The following is a 13,980-nucleotide window of genomic DNA, read 5'->3' as shown; positions in this document are numbered from 1 at the left end:
CATGGACGGGGAGCACCGGGACGGGGACACCGGGAGGAGTTGGGTGCGGTGCCGGTGAGGCACGGGCGGGGGCGCGGTGGCCGAGGCGGTACCGGGGACGCGGGACCACCCGGCGCAGTGCCGCGTCCCGGCGAACCCGGCAGCCCGGCACCCCCGGCCGCGCGGGCCGTTCACGCGGGCGCGCTCAGGCGAGGGTGCCGGCGGGGCCGGTGGAGTCGCGCGGTACGAGGTGGGTGGCCAGTTCGATGTGGAGGGTGTCGACGGTGTGGCCCTCCAGAATCCGGGTCAGCAGGGAGACGGCCAGTCGGCCCATCTCCTCCAGCGGCTGGCGCACGGTGGTGAGGGTGGGCAGGGTGCTGCGGGACAGGTCGCTGTCGTCGAAGCCGACGACGGACAGGTCGGCGGGGACCCGCAGGCCGCGTTCGTGGGCGGCGTGCAGGATGCCGACGGCGACCTTGTCGTTGAACGCGACCAGCGCGGTGGGCCGTTCGGGGAGGTCGAACAGCTCGTGGGCGGCGCGGTAGCCGTGTTCCGCGGTCGGCTCGACGCTGCGGCGCAGTTCCGCAGCGGGCAGCGTGCCGCTGTCGGCGAGCGCCGAGGTGTGGCCGGCCAGGCGTGACTGGCTGGCGAGCCATTCGCGGGGGCCGCCGATGATGCCGATGCGCCGGTGGCCCAGCGCGGTCAGGTGCGCGGTGGCGCTGCGGGCGCCGGCGAAGTTGGCCGCCGAGACGGAGGCGATGTCGCGCGGCGGCGGCGTCCTGGGGTCGACCACGACGAACGGGAAGCCGGTGGCCCGCAGTTCCTGGAGTTCCCCGCCGGGCTCGGGCGGCAGTATCAGCACGGCGCCGACGATGCCGCGGTCCTGCGGCAGCGCCGCCAGCACGTGCGCGCCCTGCGCGGACTCGCCCGCGCCGAGCACCAGGTCGCGCCCGTGCAGGGCGAGGGTGTCGGCGATCGAGGTCACGATGACGCCGAAGTAGTCGCTCAGGACGTAGGGGCACCGCACGTACACCGCGCCGGGACCCGCCCCCCGCGGTCCGGCGGCGGCCGCCCCGAGCCGTTCCGCGGCCCGGCGGACCCGGTCCTGCGTCTCGGGGGTCACCTGGGCCTGGCCGTTGACGACCCGCGAGACGGTGGCGATCGACACCCCCGCCTCGGCGGCGATCGCCCGCACGGTGACGTGCTTTGATCGCGGCCTAGCCATGTGTTACAGAGTTTCGTTTCATATGGTGCAGCCTATAGGCCATCAGGGGCTTCAACTCCGGTGTCTGCGCAATCCCTTGACATCTCCCGGGCACCGGAGGTTAGTTGTGTTCCGCGGTTTCCGGAACTTGTTTCATTTTGTTCCAAGCACGTGCGAGCGATTGTCCTCGGGGCGGCCGACCGGCCACACGCGACGGGGTACGTCACCGGCGGGCCCCGACCATCTCATCCAAGGAGGGGCACCGTTGTCCCGCACCAGAATCACCTCAGCGCTGCTCGCAGCGGCGGCGTTGGTCTCCGGATCGGTCTTGGGGCTCGGCACCGCGCACGCCGCGACGACCGGGGCGGCCGTGTCGGTCTGGGAGACCACCGCGGACCAGAGCAAGCTGCTCGCCCCGCAGACCGGGACCACCTTCGCCGCCGGCGGCGGTACCGGTTCGCAGACGATCACCGTCAACCCCTCGACCACCTACCAGAGCATGACCGGCTTCGGGGCGTCGCTGACCGACTCCTCGGCGTCGCTGATCGCCGCCTCCCCGCAGCGCAACGCCATCATGTCCAAGCTGTTCGACCCCAGTTCGGGCATCGGCCTCGACTTCCTGCGCCAGCCGATCGGGGCCTCGGACTTCGCGCTGTCGACCTACAGCTACGACGACCTGCCCTCGGGCCAGACCGACCCGACGCTGGCGAAGTTCTCCATCGCGCACGACAACAGCTACATCCTGCCGCTGCTCCAGCAGGCGCTGTCGCTCAACCCGTCGACCACCGTGATGGCGACGCCGTGGAGCGCGCCGGGCTGGATGAAGTCCAGCGGTTCCATGATCGGCGGCTCCCTCAACAGCGCCGACTACCAGGTCTACGCCAACTACCTGGTGAAGTTCCTCCAGGCGTACAAGGCGGCCGGCGTGCCGGTCTCGCTGCTCACCGCGCAGAACGAGCCGGAGTACTCGCCGTCGAACTACCCCGGCTCCACGCTGACCGGCGCCCAGGAGGCCAGCCTGATCGGCGGCTACCTCGGCCCGGCGATCAAGGCCGCGGGGCTGAGCACCAAGATCCTCGCCTACGACCACAACTGGGACGACCCGAGCTTCCCCGAGACGGTGCTGGGCGACTCCACCGCCGCGCAGTACGTCTCCGGCGTGGCCTGGCACTGCTACGGCGGCGACCCCACCGGGCAGACCACCGTGCACAACGCCTACCCCAACAGTGACGCGTACTTCACCGAGTGCTCCGGCAGCCAGTCGTCCAACACCGCCAACACCTTCTCCGACTCGCTGGACTGGCAGACCGAGAACCTGATCATCGGCGCCACCCGCAACTGGGCGAAGTCCGTGGTCACCTGGAACATGGCGCTGAACCCCAGCGGCGGCCCCTCGATGAACTGCACCACCTGCACCGGTGTGGTGACCGTCGACAACAACGCGGGCACGGCGGCGTACAACGCCGAGTACTACGTGCTCGGCCAGGCGTCGAAGTTCGTCAAGCCCGGCGCGGTGCGCATCGACTCCAACACCTTCGGCTCGGGCAACATCGAGGACGTCGCCTTCCGCAACCCGGACGGCACGATCGCCACGGTGGTGCTCAACGCCGACGCCTCCAACGCCCACACGTTCAACGTCTCGCAGAACGGCCAGGCGTTCACCTACACGCTGCCCGCCAAGGCGGTCGCCACCTTCACCTGGAAGCCCAGCACCTCCACCGACGCCACCCCGCCGACCGCCCCGGCCGGGCTGACCGCCTCCGGCACCACCGCCAGCTCGACGAAGCTGTCGTGGACCGCCTCCACCGACAACGTCGGGGTCGCTGGGTACGACGTGTTCCGCAACGGCACGCAGGTCGGCACCACCGCCACCACCGGCTACACCGACAGCGGCCTGTCCGCCTCGACCGCCTACAGCTACACCGTCAAGGCGTACGACGCGGCCGGCAACGTCTCGGGTGCCTCCAACACGGCGAACGTCACCACGAGTTCGTCCGGCTCCGGCGGCGGCGGTATCGACACGAGCAAGTGGTACCAGGTCATCAACACCAACAGCGGCAAGTGCGCCGACGCCGCCAACAGCGGCACCAGCGACGGCACGGCGCTCCAGCAATGGACCTGCGCCAGCGGCAACACCAACCAGGAATGGCAGTTCCAGGCCACCGACAGCGGCTACTACAAGGTGGTCAGCCGCAACGCCCCCACCGAGGCGTGGAACGTGACCGGCGGCCCGAGCGCGACCGGCGACGGCGTCCCGATCCAGCTGTGGACGTACGGCGGCGGCACCAACGAGCAGTGGAAGCCCACCACGACCAGCGGCGGCGCCTACACCCTCAGCCCGCGCAGCAACGGCAACGAGTGCCTCGACGTCACCGGGGTCTCCACCGCGGACGGCACTCGCCTCCAGCAGTGGACGTGCACCGGGGGCGTGAGCCAGAGCTTCACGCTCAACGCGGTGGGCTGACCCCCGCCCCGCGTCCCGGCGCCCACCGCCGGGACGCGGCACCGTCACCGCGGCGCCCATCCCCTCACCGGGGGTGGGCGCCGTCGTCATGCCCGGCCCTGCCCCGCCTGTGCCGCCGTGGTCCCGCGGCCGGCCGGCGGCTTGCGGCGCGCGGCCGGTCGGGTCCCGGGCGGCGCGGTCCACCGAAGGCGTGGTGCCGGGCAGGTCCACCAGGGTGTCTTCCCGGGCCGCGTTGATCACCTCCCGCCCCCGGACCGTCTTTTCTTGGCTGACGGGCACCGGTCCGCCGGGTGCGTCTAACCCTCAAGGCGTGTTTGAAAGGTTAGGTGGCCCGTGGTCGAATGAACGCCTAACCGGTAAACGCGTCAAGAAGGGTTAGATCCATGGCTCACGCAGTGCACTACCGCACCAGCACGGTGAACGGGCTCGACGTCTTCCACCGCGAGGCCGGGGACGCCGGGGCGCCCGTCGTCGTGCTGCTGCACGGCTTCCCGACCAGCTCGCACATGTTCCGCAACCTCATCCCGGCCCTGGCCGACCGCTACCGGGTCATCGCCCCGGACCACATCGGGTTCGGCGGATCGGCCATGCCCTCCCTGGCGGAGTTCCCCTACACCTTCGACGCGCTCACCGACGTCACCTCGGGCCTGCTCGACCAGCTGGGCGTCGACCGGTACGCCGTCTACGTACAGGACTACGGCGCCCCCATCGGGTGGCGGCTCGCCCTGCGCAACCCGGAGCGGATCTCCGCGATCATCACGCAGAACGGCAACGCCTACACCGAGGGCTTCGTCAAGCCCTTCTGGGACGGCCTGTTCGGGTACGCCGCCGCCCCGGGCCCCGACACCGAGGGGCCGGTCCGGGCGGCGCTGACCACCGAACTCGTCCGCTGGCAGTACGTCAACGGCGTGCCGGACCCGACGCTGGTGAGCCCGGACAACTGGATCCACGACCAGGCCCTGCTCGACCGGCCGGGCAACGACGAGATCCAGCTGAAGCTGTTCCGCGACTACCCCACCAACGTCGACCTCTACCCCGAGGTGCACCGGTACTTCCGCGAGTCCCGGGTCCCGTTGCTGGCCGCCTGGGGGGCGAACGACGAGATCTTCGGCCCCGACGGCGCCCGCGCCTTCCGGCAGGACCTGCCCGACGCGGAGATCCACCTCATCGACTCCGGGCACTTCGCCCTGGAGAGCCACCTGGAGGAGATCACCGGCCACATCCGGGGCTTCCTCGCCCGCGTCCTCGCCTGACGTCCGCGCCCGACGTCCGCGCCTGACGAGTGCGCCGCGGCGAGATGTCGCGGACGCCTTCGGGGCGGACCGGGGGAGTGCCGCTGCCGGCCATGGCGCGAGTCGGCCCGGCTGGCCACCGCCGTTCGCCGGCGACCGCCGTTCGCCGACCCGACGGGACCGCCCCCGGGCCGGGTAGGGGCGGCGGCCCGGGGGCGGTGCGCTGTCCGGCCAGGTGCGGCCGACGAGGCGTCAGCCGGTGTACGCGGCGAAGGCCTTGGCGAACGCGTTGGCCGACTGGGTGATGGACGAGCACGTCGCGTCGGCGTAGCTCTCGGCGCCGCCCGCGCACTGCTTGTCGCGGGTCGCGGACCACATCGACAGCCAGGCCAGGCCCTTGGACTTCGCGAAGTCCGCCAGCTTGCCGGCGTCGGCGACGGTGAACGTCTCGGAACTCACGTCGTTGACACCGATCATCGGAGTGACCGCGATCTTGCCCCACGCCGCGGCGTCGGACAGGCCCAGCACGCTCTTGACCTGCGCCTGGGTGGCGGTCGCGCCGTCGATCGCGTACTGGCCCATGTCGCCGCTGAAGGAGGCGCCGTAGTCCATCGCCATGATGTTGACCGCATCGACGTCGACACCGGCGGACTTCGCGCCGGACAGCAGGTCGATGCCGTCCTGGGTGAGGCCGGTGGGCATCGCGGGCAGCGTGAAGGAGACCTTCAAGCCCGGGTGGCTCTTCTGGAGCTGCGCGATGGCCTGGTCGCGCTCGGTGTTGGCGGCGGTGTCGGTGAGCGCGCCGCCCTCGACGTCGAAGTCCACCTTGGTCAGCTGGTACGCGTCGATGACCTTGCCGTACGCGGCGGCCAGCGCGGACGCCGAGGAGCAGGTGGTGGCCAGCTCGTTGCCGTTGGCGCCGCCGAAGGAGACCCGGACGTCGCCGCCGGCCGCGCGCAGCGCGCCGATCTGCTGGGCGGTGGCGTCGCCGGCGAGGCCGGTCACCCCGCCCCACTCCGGGGTGCACGAGCCGCCGTCGGTGACGAACGCCAGGTTGAACTGCTTGACCCCGGTGGCCTTCTCGGCCGCGACCAGGTCGTAGGCCGGGTAGAGCGAGGTGTCGACGTACGGCGCGAAGCCCGCGTCCGACGACGTCCCGCCGCCGGTACCGCCGGACGACGGCGTGGTCGGCGTCGAGGAGGCGGTGGCCGTCGCCGTCGGGGCGGCCGTGCGGGTCGGCGCCGCGGAGGCGGTCGGGGCCGTGCTCGGGGCGGCCGTGGCGGTGGGCCGGCCGGTCGGGGTCGGGGCCGGCGCGTCGTCGACCGAGCAACGGGCGCCGTCGATGAGGCAGTCGGTGGGTGCCACGGCGGCGCCGGACGAGGTGGCGACGAAGCCGACGGTGACCGACGCGCCGGCCGCGATCGTGTTGTCCCAGCCCGCCCCGGTGACGGTGACGTGGCCGCCGTCGGCGGTGTACGCGCCGTTCCACAGCGAGCTGATGGACGTCCCGGCCGGCAGGGTGAACTTCAGCGTCCAGCCGGACAGCGGCTGCCCGGAGGAGTTGGTGATCACGTACTGGCCGGTGTAGCCGCCGCTCCAGTCGCTGGTCGAGTCGTACGCGGCGCCGACCGTCGCGGCCTGCGCCGAGCCGGCCAGGGCGAAGGCGGTACCGGCGATCGCCGCGGTGGCGACGGCCCCGCCGATCAGCTGGGTCCGGCGGCTGGGACGGCGGCGGTGCGAAGAACTCATGGGGGCTGCCTCACGTGTGCGTCAGGGGGTGGGTCCGGGCAGCACGCTAGTGACCCGGAAACCGGCAAACGGGCTGTTCGGGGCGGTCGCCGGTGTTCTTATGGCGCACTTAAGGCAGCGATCGGCGACGGTTATGGTTCACCCCGCTCAGCCACGGCCGGACCTGTCCCGGGCGTACCCGGCGTACCTGATGTCCTGGGCGTTCTTGGTGTCCTAGGTGTCTTCGGCGTACTTCGCGCCCGCGGCCTTCCTGGTGTCCTTCGCGTCCTTGCGCGTCGCGCCGTGGGCGCCCGGCGCGGTCCGGCGGCGGCGCGGCACCCGGTGTCCGCGGCGGACCTCGGTGCCGCCCGGTCGCAGCGCGAGCCAGATCCGGACCTCGGTGCCGCCCAGCGCCGAGCGGCCCAGCGAGAGGTCCCCGCCGGTCGACTCGGCGACGCGGCGCACGATGTCCAGGCCCAGGCCGGTGGACCCGGGACCGCCGTCGCCGTGACCGCGGCGCAGCGCGGCGGCCGGGTCCGCGATCCCCGGTCCCGCGTCGCAGACCAGCAGGATCACCGCGTCCTCGCCGCTGTGCACGTCGACGGAGAACGCGGCGCCCTCCGGGGTGTGCCGGAAGACGTTGCCGAGCAGGGCGTCGAGCGCGGCGGCCAGCTCCGCGCGGGGCACCGGCACCCGGGCCGGCCGCTCCACCCCGGCGGTGCGCACCGGGCGCCCCTGGTCCTCGGCGAGCGCGGACCAGAAGGACATCCGCTCCCGGACCACCTCCGCCGCGTCGCAGCCCGCCACCGCCGAGGTGTGCGCCCGGGCGCTGCGGATGATCCGGTCGACCTCGCGCTCCAGCTGCGCGACGGCCTCCCGGGTCTGCTCGGCGGCCTGACTGTCGCCGAGCGAGGCGGCGTTCAGCCGCAGCACCGTCAGCGGAGTCCGCAGCCGGTGCGACAGGTCCGCCGCCAACTCCCGCTCGTTGGCCAGCAGTTGTGTCACCTGGTCGGCCATCGAGTTGAACGCGGCGGCTGCCGAACGCAGTTCGGTGGGTCCGTCCTCCCTGACCCGGACGCCGAGGTCACCGCCGCCCAGGTCGCGGGCGGCCGCCGCGAGCCGCCGGGCCGGCCGGACCACGCGGGTGCCGAGCCGGTCGGCCACGGCCACCGAGCCGATCACCAGACCGAGGCCGACCAGGGCGAGGATCCCCCACGCGGTGGTGACCCCGTCGGTGACGTCACCGTCCGGCACGAAGACCTCGACCACCGCGAACCCGGTGTCCACCGCCGTCGGCCGCAGCAGGGTGTAGCCGCCGGGGACGGCGATGGTGAAGGCCCTGCCGAGCCGGGCGGCGGTGTCCACGTCCGCCTGCGGCGCCCGCTGCCGGCCGATCCCGGCCCCGGCGCCCGTGCCCCCGCCGGGCAGCCGCACCGCGATCCGCCCCTCGGCGCCCGCCTGGGTGGAGGCCACCGCGCGCTCCAGGGCGGCGCGGTCGGTGGTGATGGCCAGCGCCGGGTCGATGGCGGCGGCCTGCCGTTCCGCGGTGGTGAGCGCCTGGTCCCTGGCTGTCTCGCGGACCACCAGACCCAGCGGCACCGCGAACGCCAGCACCACCATCACGGTCACCGCGACCACGACCTTGACCAGCGCCCATCTCATCGCACCGGCTCCCCGGCCGGCGCGCCCGCCGCCGGCGGCTCGATCTTGACGCCGACCCCGCGCAGCGTGTGCAGGTAACGGGGCCGGGCCGCGGTCTCGCCGAGCTTGCGACGCAGCCAGGACAGGTGCACGTCGATGGTCTGGTCGTCGCCGTAGGACTGCCGCCAGACCTCGGTGAGCAGTTCGCGCCGGGCGACCACGATGCCGGGCCGGGCGGCGAGGAAGGCCAGCAGGTCGAACTCGCGGCGCGTCAGGTCCAGCACGGCGCCGTCGAGCGCGGCCTCCCGCCGCTGCACGTCGACGTGCAGCCCGCCGACCCGCAGCACCTGGGACGCCTGGGTGGCACGCGACCGCCGCAGGACGGCCGCCATCCGCGCCGAGAGGTGCTCCACGGAGAACGGCTTGACGAGGTAGTCGTCGGCCCCCGCGTTCAGCAGCCGGACGATCTCGGCCTCGTCGTCGCGGGCGGTGGCGATGATCACCGGCACGTCGGTGATGCCGCGCAGCATCTTGAGCGCCTCGGAACCGTCGAGATCGGGCAGCCCCAGGTCCAGCACCACCACGTCGAAGCCGAGCTGCGCGACCTCACGCAGCGCCTCCAGCGCGGTGCCGACGCTGCGCACGCTGTGCGCCGCCTCGGTGAGGTGCCGGATCAGCGCCGACCGTACGAACTGGTCGTCCTCGACCACGAGCACACTTGCCATGCCCGGCACCGTACGTCATGCGTCGGGCCGCGCCGCCGGGCGCCTCGGCGGTGGTCCGGGCGGCTCGGGGCCGGTCGGGCGGCACGGTGCGGATTCCTCCGGTGCGGATTCCCTCGCGCCCGGCCCGGACGGCGTCGCTCTGCGGTACGGAGGGGGCGGCTCCGCGGTCGGGTGGTGCGGCTCTGCGGCCCGGACGGCGTCGCTCTACGGCCGGACGGCACCGCCCGCAGCGCTGATCCGCTCACCCCGGTCCGTGTGCGGCGGCGCTCGCGGTACGCACCGGCTCACCCCGGGCGCTGCTCGACGCCGGACAGCGGTGAGGCAGGATGGGCGACCATGCTACGAGGATTGGCCCATGGCGCGGCGTGGACGCTGGCGACGAGCACGGCCGTCGCGCTGTCGTGGTTCGGCGTGCACACGGTGCTGACCGGCACCGTCGACGACCCGCCGCGCGCGCTGCCGCTGTCCACCGCGCCGAGCCCGCCGCCCCGCACGTCGTCCACCTCCCGGCCGCGCCCGCCGGCCCCCGGCACCTCGGCGGCGGTGCCGTCCGGCGGCGGTCCCTCCGGTACGGCGTCCGCCGGGACCGGTCCGCAGCAGCCGCCCGGCACCGCCCGGCCCGTCCCGAACGCGGCCGGGGCCACGGGTGACGTGCACAGCTACCCGGTCAGCGGCGGCCGCGTGGTGCTGGACCTGGGCCCGGCCGCGGCGTCCTTCGTCTCGGCGACCCCGGACACCGGCTGGTCGACGCGGGTGTGGAAGCAACCCGGCTGGATCCGGGTGGACTTCACCTCCGGCCTCCACACCTCGTCGGTCTTCTGCACCTGGAACGGGCACTCCCCGACCGTCCAGACCTACGGAACCTGACCGGCCGGCGGAGCACCTCCGCACGGCCGACGCCGCCGGACGCCCGGCCCCGCGCTCCGGGGCGGGTCGGCCCAGGCCCAGCAGGAACCCGTCCTTCAGCACGGCCTGCGGATACGGGCCGTCGCCGAAGATCCCGAACCGGAACGCGCAGGACCGCGACCCGGCCGGCACCTTCGAGACCACGAACGTGAAGCGGCACGCCGTGGGGGACGACACCGAATCCGGCCGCCCGGCACCCAACGTGCCCATCGCCACCTCGACCCTGGAGGAGTTGTCGACCTCCACGGTCGTACCCTCGTGCACCGAGGAGTAGATCCCCGCCGCGCCACCTCCCGTGCACCCGGGGCCGGCCGTCGTGCTCCGGGCCGTACGGTCGACCCACCGCAGACTCACCGCGCCGTGCAGGGTGAACGTCGACGGCTTGGCATCGCGCGTCACGCCCCACGCCGTACCGGCGGCGACGACCGCGCACACCGAGCCGACGGCAACCCACACCTTCGGCCTGCGCCACCAGGGTTCGGGCCACACGTAGCCTGCGTCGGAGGACGGTTCGGGCGATTCCGGCGGTTGCGGCTGCGCTGAATCGTGCATGCCCGGAGCGTGACAGCGCATCGGTCAACTGTCAGGTCTCCGGGGGACGTTGGGGGTTGGGGGGCTCCGCGGGCAGGGCTGGGGCTCTGCGGTTGGGCGGGATTCTGCGGAGGGACGGTAGGACTGACTTCCTCCGATGACGTTACGACCGATGACGTCACCACCGATGACCTCACGACATCCGACGTCACCACCGATGGCGTCACGCCCCCGAAGTCACCACCGGTGACGTCACCACCCGCCTGCGTCACAGCCAACTCGTCGCGAGCCAGCCGGTCACGGCCGCGGTGGCGACGAGCGCGAGGTTGAGGGCGACGCGGCGGTCGCCGAGGTTCAGGTGGACCGCGGTCGCGCCGAGCTGAAGGAGTACGAACCCGATGGCCGCGGCCAGGGCCAGCCAGGGCGCGATGCCGGTCAGCGGCGGCAGGATCAGCCCGATGCCGCCCAGCACCTCGACCGACCCGATGGCCCGGACGGCCGGCATCGGCGTGCGGTCCACCCAGGCCATCATCGGCCGGAGCTGCTCACGGGTCCTGATCACCTTCACCCCGCCCCCGTAGAGGTTGAAGACAGCGAGTACTCCGGCCACGATCCAGTACGCGACGTTCATGTTCCCCTCCACGGTTGCCAGTTGTGAGCGACCGGATCGCAGGTCGCGGCGTGAGTGCTTGCGCGTTACGGAGGTGCTGGCCTGCGGCGTGAGCGCTTCCGCGCCGGGGGAGACCTACGCGGGGTGCTCCGGGGGCCCGGCGAAGTCGGTGGCGGGCTCGGTGGCGTAGCGGCTCATCGTCCGGACGGTCGCCTCCGCGCTCAGTGCCTGGCCGCCGGCGATCATGTCCTGGAGGTCGCGGAAGTACTGCACGTACAGGTCGGGCGTGAACGTGCTGAGCATGACGGCCGGCCGGTCGCCCGGATTGGCGAACGTGTGCGGGGCGCCGGGCGGGATCATCACCAGCGTGCCCGCGCCCGCGTCGTAGCTCTCGCGCCCGACGGTGAACCGCACCGAGCCGGAGATGACGTAGAAACCCTCGTCGTGCTGGGCGTGGCGGTGCTGCGGCGGTCCGTCCGTGTGCGGGGCGAGGACGGTCTCGCCGATTCCGAGACGGTGGCCGGTGGTGCGGCCGTCCTCCAGGATGCGCAGCCGCGTGGTGCCCAGGAGGATCTTCTCGCCGTCGTCCGGGCCGACGACGGACACGGCCGGGCCGGTCGCCGGTTCGGTGGACTCCGTCGTCGGTTCGGCGGTCAGCGGTTGGGCGGGGTCGGTCGTCGGTTCGGTGGTGACGGCGGTGCTCGGTTCGGCGGGGTCGGTCGTCGGTTCGGTGGTCAGCGGTTCGGCGGGGTCGGCGATCGGTTCGGTGCTCGGCCCGGTGGAGTCCGTCATCGGTTCGCTGGGCATCGGTTCGCTGGTCCTGGGTTCGTCCGGCATGCTTCGATTCCACTGCCGGGGCTCGGCGGCTGTCCAAGACCGATGGGGTGAGGCCGATACCGCGCGGGTATCGTTGCTGGCTATGGAGCTGCGAACGCTGCGCTATTTCGTGGCCGTTGCCGAGGAACTCCACTTCGGCCGGGCCGCCGTCCGGCTGCACATGAGCCAGCCACCGCTGAGCCGGGCGATCAGGAAGCTGGAGCACGACGCCGGCGCCGTGCTGTTCGAGCGCTCCGCCGCCGGCGTCACGCTCACCCCGGCCGGCGTGGTGCTGCTGGAGGAGTCGCGCGCCCTGCTCGACCGGGCCGACCGGATGCGCGTACGGGTGGCCGCGGCCGCCGGTGCCGCGACGCTCACCGTCGGCATCCTGGGCGACAGCACCGACCCCGGCGCGATGCGGCTGGCCGCCGCCTACCGCCGTCGGCACCCCGGCGTCGAGGTGCGGATCCGTGAGACCGACCTGACCGATCCGACCTGCGGGCTACGCGCCGGACTCGTCGACGTCGCCCTGACGCGTGGGCCGTTCGACGAGACCGGCCTGACGGTGTGCGAGCTGCGCGCCGACCCGGTGGGCGCGGTCCTGCGCGCCGACGACCCGCTGGCCTGCCGCGACCGCCTGACGCTGGCCGACCTGGCCGGACGCCGCTGGTTCCAGTTCCCCGAAGGCACCGACCCGAGCTGGCAGTCGTACTGGAACGGCGGCGAGCCCCGCGAGGGCCCGGTGGTCCGCGCCGTCCAGGAATGCCTTCAGGCCGTGCTCTGGAACGGCACGGTCGGGATGACCCCGCTCGGGCACGACCACCCCGGGGAACTGGCCGTGGTGCCGCTGACCGACATGGCACCGAGCCGCGTGGTGGCGGCATGGAACGGGTCCGACCCGAACCCACTGATCCGGTCATTCGTCCGGATCGCGACGGCCGCCTACCGCGACTGAACGGCTTGCGGCCGGCGCTGTCCGATGCTGAACGGTGACGCCGACCGGTGAGGTGGACGGCCCCCGGTGATGGTCGCGAGGGCGGTGGACGGGATCGGGCTCTCGGCCAACCTGCGTTGTGCGTAGGGAGTTGACCCCGTCGCGGCTGGTGGTGATTGCCGAGGCCCACGAGGGGGCCCGGCGTTGCGCGGAGTCCTCACAGTCGGAGTTGAACCTCCGGGGACGTGCGCCACCGCGCCGTCTTCCGAATCGCCGCCGCCACCACGGGAACCCGTCACGTGAACCCGCCGCCCGAACCCGCCGCCCGAACCCGCCGCCGGCCCCGCGCCGTGGCAGGAAGCTGCGCCCGGGAGCGGAGATCCGACGATGCGTATTCCTCGCGGCGGCGCCCACTGCGATACTCCGGGCGGCACGACAGTCTTGTGCCTGTTGATCACCGATAGGAGTACGCATGCGTAAGCAGACTCAGCCCCGCCGCGTTCGCCGGGTGGCGGCTTCCGCCGCTCTCGCTCTGACCGCCGCGGTGGTCGGTGTCGCCCTGCTCGCGGGTCCCGCGGCGGCTGACACCGGCGGCTTCGGCGGCTTCGGTGGCGGCAGCAGCGGTGGCGGCGGCGCCAGCGGCAGCTGGTGATCCGTCCGGGCGCCGCGTCCGGGGCCGCCGCAGGGCGGGCCGGGGCGGCGCCCGTGGCAGGAAGCTGCGGTGCCGCCAGGGGAGTTGGCGTCGTGTATTCCACGGGGCCGTCGCCCGCTGCGATACTCGCGCAGCCGGAACCGGTTTCACGGTTTCCCTGTTGATCACCGATAGGAGTACGCATGCGTAAGCAGACTCAGCCCCGCCGCGTCCGTCGGGTGGCGGCTTCCGCCGCTCTCGCTCTGACCGCCGCGGTGGTCGGCGTTGCCCTGCTCGCGGGTCCCGCGGCGGCTGACACCGGCGGCTTCGGCGGCTTCGGTGGCGGCAGCTTCGGCGGCGGTGGCGCCAGCGGCAGCTGGTGAACGCCCCGGCGACCCGGCGGGGACGACCTCGCCGGGCCGCCGCAGTGTGACTCCGGCGGCTGTCGCGGCCGCCGTTCGGTTGTCTTCTGCGTGAGCGTGCCGAGCACCTGCCGCTGCCGGACCCGAACTCCCGCCCGTTAGCGCTCAGTTCGCACGCGTGGCTTTCGGCGTTCCCGTCGAATTCGTTCACCGCGTT

13 protein-coding genes are annotated in these 13,980 nt (G+C 73.0%); 7 read left to right on the top strand and 6 right to left on the bottom strand.

Annotated features, from left to right (window positions below; translation table 11 throughout):
* Positions 1-184: 184 nt before the first annotated feature.
* Positions 185-1,204 carry a LacI family DNA-binding transcriptional regulator gene (locus POF43_RS00485; protein ID WP_271323048.1) on the bottom strand — a complete coding sequence of 340 codons (1,020 nt, stop codon included), beginning with the start codon at positions 1,202-1,204 and terminating at the stop codon, positions 185-187.
* Positions 1,205-1,448: 244 nt separating this feature from the next.
* Here POF43_RS00485 and POF43_RS00480 point away from each other — a divergent pair, with 244 nt between their 5' ends.
* Together POF43_RS00480 and POF43_RS00475 are read left to right on the top strand one after the other, a co-directional pair.
* Entirely contained in the window at positions 1,449-3,647 is a 2,199-nt protein-coding gene (locus POF43_RS00480) for an RICIN domain-containing protein (protein ID WP_271323047.1), read from the top strand.
* A gap of 383 nt (positions 3,648-4,030) precedes the next feature.
* Positions 4,031-4,900, top strand: a complete 870-nt coding sequence (locus POF43_RS00475) for an alpha/beta fold hydrolase (RefSeq protein ID WP_271314073.1) — start codon at positions 4,031-4,033, stop codon at positions 4,898-4,900.
* A 231-nt stretch (positions 4,901-5,131) separates the two neighbouring features.
* Here POF43_RS00475 and POF43_RS00470 read toward each other — a convergent pair whose 3' ends face one another.
* The 3 genes from POF43_RS00470 to POF43_RS00460 form a co-directional block, all read right to left on the bottom strand.
* Positions 5,132-6,628 carry a glycoside hydrolase family 18 protein gene (locus POF43_RS00470; RefSeq protein WP_271323046.1) on the bottom strand — a complete coding sequence of 499 codons (1,497 nt, stop codon included), beginning with the start codon at positions 6,626-6,628 and terminating at the stop codon, positions 5,132-5,134.
* A gap of 213 nt (positions 6,629-6,841) precedes the next feature.
* Positions 6,842-8,269 carry a HAMP domain-containing sensor histidine kinase gene (locus POF43_RS00465; protein WP_271323045.1) on the bottom strand — a complete coding sequence of 476 codons (1,428 nt, stop codon included), beginning with the start codon at positions 8,267-8,269 and terminating at the stop codon, positions 6,842-6,844.
* Positions 8,266-8,973, bottom strand: coding sequence for a response regulator transcription factor (locus POF43_RS00460; RefSeq protein WP_271314076.1), 708 nt, complete (start codon positions 8,971-8,973; stop codon positions 8,266-8,268). Before POF43_RS00460 ends, POF43_RS00465 begins: the two co-directional genes overlap by 4 nt.
* Before the next feature lie 336 nt (positions 8,974-9,309).
* On the opposite strand from POF43_RS00460, the gene POF43_RS00455 reads away from it, so the two are divergent.
* Both POF43_RS00455 and POF43_RS00450 read left to right on the top strand, forming a co-directional pair.
* Positions 9,310-9,840, top strand: a complete 531-nt coding sequence (locus POF43_RS00455) for a hypothetical protein (protein WP_271323044.1) — start codon at positions 9,310-9,312, stop codon at positions 9,838-9,840.
* A gap of 187 nt (positions 9,841-10,027) precedes the next feature.
* A complete protein-coding gene (locus tag POF43_RS00450; RefSeq protein WP_271314078.1) occupies positions 10,028-10,153 on the top strand; it encodes a hypothetical protein in 126 nt (41 codons plus the stop codon).
* A gap of 525 nt (positions 10,154-10,678) precedes the next feature.
* On the opposite strand, the gene POF43_RS00445 is transcribed toward POF43_RS00450, so the two are convergent.
* Positions 10,679-11,041 (bottom strand): DoxX family protein, encoded by a 363-nt coding sequence (locus POF43_RS00445; RefSeq protein ID WP_271312690.1) that lies wholly within the window; start codon positions 11,039-11,041, stop codon positions 10,679-10,681.
* 114 nt (positions 11,042-11,155) lie between these two features.
* Positions 11,156-11,677 carry a cupin domain-containing protein gene (locus POF43_RS00440; protein ID WP_271322257.1) on the bottom strand — a complete coding sequence of 174 codons (522 nt, stop codon included), beginning with the start codon at positions 11,675-11,677 and terminating at the stop codon, positions 11,156-11,158.
* Positions 11,678-11,939: 262 nt separating this feature from the next.
* Here POF43_RS00440 and POF43_RS00435 point away from each other — a divergent pair, with 262 nt between their 5' ends.
* The 3 genes from POF43_RS00435 (at position 11,940) to POF43_RS00425 (ending at position 13,784) form a co-directional block, all read left to right on the top strand.
* Entirely contained in the window at positions 11,940-12,791 is an 852-nt protein-coding gene (locus tag POF43_RS00435) for a LysR family transcriptional regulator (RefSeq protein WP_271312691.1), read from the top strand.
* A gap of 451 nt (positions 12,792-13,242) precedes the next feature.
* A complete protein-coding gene (locus POF43_RS00430) occupies positions 13,243-13,422 on the top strand; it encodes a hypothetical protein (protein ID WP_271312692.1) in 180 nt (59 codons plus the stop codon).
* Between the two features lie 182 nt (positions 13,423-13,604).
* Positions 13,605-13,784, top strand: a complete 180-nt coding sequence (locus POF43_RS00425) for a hypothetical protein (RefSeq protein ID WP_271312693.1) — start codon at positions 13,605-13,607, stop codon at positions 13,782-13,784.
* Positions 13,785-13,980: the final 196 nt, after the last annotated feature.

This window comes from Streptantibioticus silvisoli (genome assembly GCF_027947535.2).
Taxonomy (GTDB): domain Bacteria; phylum Actinomycetota; class Actinomycetes; order Streptomycetales; family Streptomycetaceae; genus Streptantibioticus_C; species Streptantibioticus_C silvisoli.
The sequence above is the reverse complement of the archived record's forward strand: the minus strand, read 5'-3'. Positions and strand labels throughout refer to the sequence as shown.